The sequence below is a fragment of the Streptomyces sp. SPB074 genome (assembly GCF_000154905.1).
Taxonomy (GTDB): Bacteria; Actinomycetota; Actinomycetes; order Streptomycetales; family Streptomycetaceae; genus Streptomyces.
In genome coordinates, this window is the sequence record NZ_GG770539.1 from 1,163,537 (window position 1) to 1,169,623 (window position 6,087).

General features: G+C 73.1%; 3 protein-coding genes. All 3 read right to left on the reverse strand.

Going from position 1 to position 6,087, the window contains the following annotated elements; translation table 11 throughout:
* Nucleotides 1-2,924: type I polyketide synthase (locus tag SSBG_RS04755; RefSeq protein WP_158677739.1), on the reverse strand; the 2,924-nt coding region annotated here is incomplete at its 3' end.
* 423 nt (nt 2,925-3,347) lie between these two features.
* Nucleotides 3,348-4,211: a thioesterase domain-containing protein gene (locus SSBG_RS04760; protein WP_037868954.1), complete on the reverse strand. Its 864-nt coding sequence runs from the start codon at nt 4,209-4,211 to the stop codon at nt 3,348-3,350.
* Nucleotides 4,189-4,461 carry an acyl carrier protein gene (locus SSBG_RS04765; protein ID WP_008745084.1) on the reverse strand — a complete coding sequence of 91 codons (273 nt, stop codon included), beginning with the start codon at nt 4,459-4,461 and terminating at the stop codon, nt 4,189-4,191. The genes SSBG_RS04760 and SSBG_RS04765 overlap by 23 nt, the downstream gene beginning before the upstream one ends.
* Between the last annotated feature and the right edge of the window lie 1,626 nt (nt 4,462-6,087).

The following is a 6,087-nucleotide window of genomic DNA, read 5'->3' on the forward strand; positions in this document are numbered from 1 at the left end:
GTCGTGGCGGGCGGCGGCGTCGCGGGGGCGCCGCCGTCCTGCGCCGCGCCCGCCGCTCCGGTCACCACGCGCGGGACGCGGTAGCCGTTCTCCAGCGCGTCCTGGTAGGCGGCCTTGCGCTGGGGGGAGACGTAGTTGATGCCGTTGAGCAGGATCGACATGCCCTTGGCGGGCTCGCGCTCCACGGGCGGCGCGACGTAGTCGTCGGCCGTGCGCAGCGGCAGGCCGAGGACGGCGAGTTGCGCGACGGTCTGCTTGAGAGCGACGTCCGCGTCCCGGCCGGGGCCCGCGTCGGCGGCCAGCACGGTGTGCGGCCGGTCCTTGAGGACGCGGCGCACGAGCTGCGTCAGGACGCTCTTGGGGCCGAACTCGACGAAGGTGCGGTAGCCCGCCTCGTACATCTCCTCGACGCGGGCCGCGAAGTCGACCGGGTTGATGAGCTGTTCGGCGAGGACGCGGGCGTTGGCCGCGCGGTCGTCCCCGTAGGAGGCGCCGCGGGTGTTGGCGTAGACGGTGCGGCGCGGCGCGCCCACTCCCACGGCGTCCACGTCGGCGCGGAAGGTCTCCACGGCGTGGCTGACGTAAGGGGTGTGGAAGGCCGCGGAGACGGGCAGCCGGGCGGCCTTGACCCCGGCGGCCTTCGCCGCGGTGACCAGGCTCTCGACGGCGTCGGTGGCGCCCCCGACGACGATCTGGTCCGGGGCGTTGCGGTTGCACACGCGCAGGCCGCTACCCTCGGGCAGGGCGGCGAGCAGTTCCGCGACGCGCTCCTCGGGGGCGCTGACGGCGGCCATGGCCCCGGCGTCGCCGCTTCCTTCGGCGGGTGGCGCCATCGCCGCGCCGCGGGCGCGGGCGAGGGTGAAGTACGCCTCGTCGTCCAGGGCACCGGCCGCCCACAGGGCGGTCAGTTCGCCGAAGCTGTGGCCGAGGCAGCCGGCCGGGTCGAAGCCGAGCCCGGTGAGGTAGCGGAACTGTCCGGCGGCGAGCGCCCCGATGGCGGGCTGGGCGTACCGGGTGGCACGCAGCGCGGTCTCCTGCGCGGCGCGCGCCGCGTCGTCGAAGACGGGCGGCGGGAACGCGACGGCGGAGAGCGGGACTTCACCGGCGAAGGGCCGGTTGGCGGCGTCGAAGGCGGCGCGCAGCGGCGGGAGCGCGAGGACGGCCGTCAGGCCCGGTTCGACGTACTGGCTGCCCTGCCCGGCGAAGAGGGCCCCGACGCGGCCGGTCTCGGCGGCGTCGGCGGCGGTACGGCGGAAGTGCACGCCCTTGGGGTGGGACCAGGCGGTCTCGGCGGGCCGCTTGCGCAGCTCGCGCACGGCCAGTTCGCGCAGCGCCGCCGCGTCCTCGTCGCCGCGCGCGGCGAACGCCACCCGCGCGTGGTGCTGGGGGGCGGGTCCACCCTGCGGCTCGGCGCCGGACTCCAGGGAGTTCAGCAGCGCCTCGGTGTCGGGGGCGTGCCACAGGTGGACGCGGGCGACGGGGAACATGACCTTGAGGTCCTCGCCCTGCCCGTGCTCCTCCAGGACCACGTGGAAGTTGGTGCCGCCGAAGCCGAAGGAGGACACCGCGGCGCGGCGGTGGGGGCGGCGGGGTGTCCTGATCCACGGGCGCAGGCGGGAGTTGACGTAGAAGGGGCCGTTCTCGAAGTCGACGGCCGTGTTGGGCTTGTCGACGTTGATGGTGGGCGGCAGCACCTTGTGGTGCAGGGCGAGGGCCAGCTTGATCATGCCGGCGGCGCCCGCGGCGGCCTTGGTGTGGCCGATCTGCGATTTGACGCTGCCGACCGCCGCGTACTGCCGCTCGTCGGTGGCCGCGTCGATGACGGCGGCCAGCGAGGAGAGCTCGGTGGCGTCGCCCACGGCCGTGCCCGTGCCGTGCGCCTCGAAGAGCTCCACGTCGGCGGGCGAGCAGTCGGCGTCGCGGTAGGCGCGTTCCAGGGCGAGGACCTGTCCCTCCTTGCGCGGCGCGTAGATGGACTTGAAGCGTCCGTCCGAGGAGGCGCCGATGCCGCGCAGCACCGCGTAGACGCGGTTGCCGTCCCGTTCGGCGTCGGAGAGGCGGCGCAGGGCCAACATGCCGATGCCCTCACCGATGAGGGTGCCGTCGGCGTCGTCGTCGAAGGGGCGGATGCGGCCCGCCTTGGAGAGCGCCGGGGTCTTGCTGAAGCACAGGTACATGAAGATGGTGTTCTCGGCGTCGCAGCCGCCCACCAGCATCGTGTCGGCGCGCCGCTCAAGGAGTTCGCTGACCGCCGACTTGACGGCGCCGAGCGAGCTGGCGCAGGCCGCGTCGACGGTCATGTTGATGCCGCCGAGGTCCATCCGGTTGGCGATCCGGCCCGCCACGACGTTGCCGAGCATCCCCGGGAAGCTGTTCTCCTCCCACGGGGCGTACGCCATGCGGAACTTCGCGGCGATCTCCTCGGCGTCGCGTTCGCTGAGCCCGCAGCTGCGCACCACCTCCTTGAGGACGGGGCTCTGGAGGCGCGCGGTGAGGGGCTGGGTGAGCTGGTTGGCGCCGGTGATGCCGAGGACGACGCCGGTGCGCGAGGCGTCGTACCAGGGCTGTTCGGCTCCGGCGTCCTTGAGCAGGTCGCGGGCGACGACGAGGCTCAGGAGTTGCAGGACGTCGGTGACCTCCAGGGTGTTCGGCGGCAGCCCGAACTCCAGGGGATTGAAGGGGGTGTCGGGGATGAAGCCGCCTCTCTTGGCGTACGTCTTGTCCGGCACCGTGGGGTCGGGGTCGTAGAACTCCTCCGTGTCCCAGTGCGTGCGGGGCACGTCGGTGAGGCAGTCGGCCGCCGCGGCGACATTGCCCCAGAACTCGCGGAGGTCGCGGGCCTGGGGGTAGAGGGCGGACAGGCCGACGATCGCGATGGGGTCGCGGGCGAGGCGGCGGTCGAGGTCGGCATCCTGAGCGTTCACAGCGAGGCTCTTCCAGGAGTCGGGACAGGAAGACATGGCCCAGCCTCAACGGGTGGAGGGAGGGCATGGAGGTGCTGGAGGCGGGCCCGTGGGACGGGTGGTCCCGGTGACCGCGGGTCGTGCGAGCGGCGCGAATCAAGTCGTACGGGGTGGTGCGGCAGGGCGGGGAACGCGACGGCGGGGGACGCCGCCGGGTCGCGCGGGCTCTGCGCGACCCGGGTCCGGCCGGCCCGGTGGGGGGATGTCACGGGACGGGCGGGAGGCGGAGCCGTGCGGTGGTGCGGGCATGAGCGGTAGGGGCCGGCGGGTGGGTCCGCGCCGGGCCGGGCGGTTTCCGGGTCCGGCGTCCCGGGGGTGTGCGGTCCCGGATTCCGGGTCCCGGTCCGGGTTTGCAGGGCCGGGGCGGGGTTTCCGGGGCCGGGGTCAGGGGTCGGTGAGGAGCGAGGCCACGGTGACGGCCGCGTCGGGGCGCGACAGCATCGTGTAGTGGTCGCCGGGACAGCGCCGGACGTCCAGGCCGTGCGGGGCGAGGGACTCCCAGCCCATCGCGCCACCGTCGGGGAGGAGCCCCCGCGCGGCCCGTACGAGCACCACCGGCACCGGTGAGGGCGTCGGGCGGTGCGGCAGCGTCAGGCGGTTGTTGCGGAGCAGCCCGTCGACGTAGGTGTCGTAGAGCTTGCGCAGGCCGGGGAGGGGGGTGGAGGGGAGCAGCACCCCGGCGGCGATCGCCGCCTCCAGCAGTACCTTGAGCCCGTCCTCCGTCCCCAGGCCCGCCAGCCGCTCCCGCTCGACCGGCAGGGGCCGGCCGCGTTTCGCGCCGAGGTACATGGCGAACCAGTCGAGCAGCAGGGCGGGTTCCAGCGCGTCGTCCTCGTGCTTGAAGGCGTCGACGGGGGCGATGCTGTCGAGGAGCACCAGGCGGGACGGCAGGCGCCCCGGCCCCGCGAGGGCCGTCATGGCGTGCGCCACCACTCCGCCGAAGGACCAGCCGGCGAGCAGGTAGCGGTCGTCACCGCATCCGACGCGAACCGCCGTCATCAGGGAGGAGGCGAGGGCGTCGAGCGTGGTGTCGGCGTGGCCCCCGGTCAGGGCCGCCTGCCAGTACTCGGCGACGCCCCCCAGGTCGAGGACGGTCAGCCCGGTCCCCTCGGGGAGGGCTTCGGCCAGTGCCCGGTGCACGGAGGCGTCCAGCGCCCCCGGGTGTACCAGGTAGACCGTGTGCCGGTCCTCGGCCGCCGCCTTGAGGCGGTGGACGACGGGCTGCTCAGGCTTTCCCGGCCGCCGCATGGGTGTCACTCTCCTCGGCGAGGTGGGCGGCCAGGTCCTTGACGGTCGGGTGGTACCAGAGAGTGGTGGTGCTCAGCTCGAAGCCGAGCCAGCTCTCGATCTCCCCGGCGAGGATCAGGGCCTCGGTGGAGTCCAGGTCCATCTCGTCGAAGTACATCTCGGGCGAGACCCCGGCCGGCTCGGTGCCGAGGCGGTGCGCGATCTTCTCGATCAGCCACTGCTGCGCCTCTAGCGGGCTCACTGCGGGCATGATGATTCCTTCCGGTGAACGGGGCTGGTTCCGGAACTGACGACCCGCCACCGCCTCCGCGTCGTCGCGTCAGCGGTGCCGGGGACCACGAAATGGCACAGGACGGCCGGGCGGATAAGGCACTCCGCCCTGCCGGGAAATAACTGGCCGGCCGAGTAGGGGCGAACCCTGACCCGGTGGCGACACGAGGATATTACAACTGAATCCAGCCACCGCCAGTAGGCGCTTCGTTAAGTTTAAGTGTCCAAAGGATCGACACAACACGAAGCATTTTTCGGCCACCGCGTGTCCGGTTCCCACAATAGAGCAGACCCGCACGCCAGGCGAGGGCGCCCGCCCTTCACAAACGGACACCCCACCCTTCCTTTGCATGGAAGTCAATGTTTACGACGAGGGTGCGGAGGGCGCCATTACGGAATGCAGGATTCCGGAAAAACCGCGCGCGGCAGCGAGAGAAGAAGGCGGGGCGGAAGCAGGGGAACGGGGTCGCGGGCGCACGGGGGCCGCCGGCGGGCGCCGGGGCGGTACCGCACCGATGAGCTGCGTAAACGGCGCGTGCGGGCCGCCGCTGGGCCATCCCGAGGCAGGCGAAAGCTCCGGCCACCTCGCGGACAGGGCGAGGCGGCCGGAGCCCCCTGCGGCATCCGGCTGGGCGCGCGTCGTTCACCCGGATCTGCGCGCCGTTCACCCGGCATCGCGAAAGCGGGCCCCGGGGCGGCCGGCGCCGTCGGCCTTCGCAGGCCGGGCGGAAGGCCGTCGGCAGGGAAACGAGACGGAAATGGGCATGGGTTTATCACGGATACGCTCCGCCGTCATCGGAGCATAGAAACAACGCCCCAACGGCGGGGGAATCCGGACGGACAGGCATATGCCAATTCCACCGGGCGCCGGAAAAGAGCCCCGCGAAGGAAGGACCCGAGAAACCGGTCGGCAGGTTTAAGGGCGCGAACGCCTTCACATTTGCTCGTGCGAAAAGAATCCCCCGATCCAGTACCTGGCGGTAATGAAGAACACAAGATCACTCGCCCGATAAACGCGACGGCGCGTTCATGGTGAAGGGAAAAACCACCGCGCCGGAGCGCGCGGGGTGATAAGGGAACCGGCGCGGGAAGAAAGCGTCACCGCCACGCGCGCGGCCTCGTCGCCCGCACGTCGCGGCACCCGGTCGCGCGCCGCCGCCGCCCGCCGCCACCCGGCGCTCCGGGCGGCGACACCACACCGGAGCGGCGCGACACCACCCCGAGCAGTGACACCACCCCGAGCGGCACGACACCCCTCCGCAGGGCGCCACCGCCCCGGGCCACCGTCACGCCCTGAGGTGCGGAGCACCACCCCGCCAGGCCCGGCGCCCACGACAGGACACCGGCCCACGCCCGGGCGGGACGGCGGAACACCCCCCCACACGCGGCGGCGGCACCCCGCGAGATCACGCACGGCAGCGGCACCCCACGGAGCGGGACACCCTCACGCGCGGGGACAACACCCCGCGCGGCCGGGCGCCTTCTCGCACGGCGGCCGGTACGGCAGGCCCCAGCGACCGGGCCGCCGGGAGGGCGGACCGTGGTCCACCGCCCGCCGCAGCGGACGGCACGAGCGGCCGCACGGACCCGCCGCAGGACAACACCC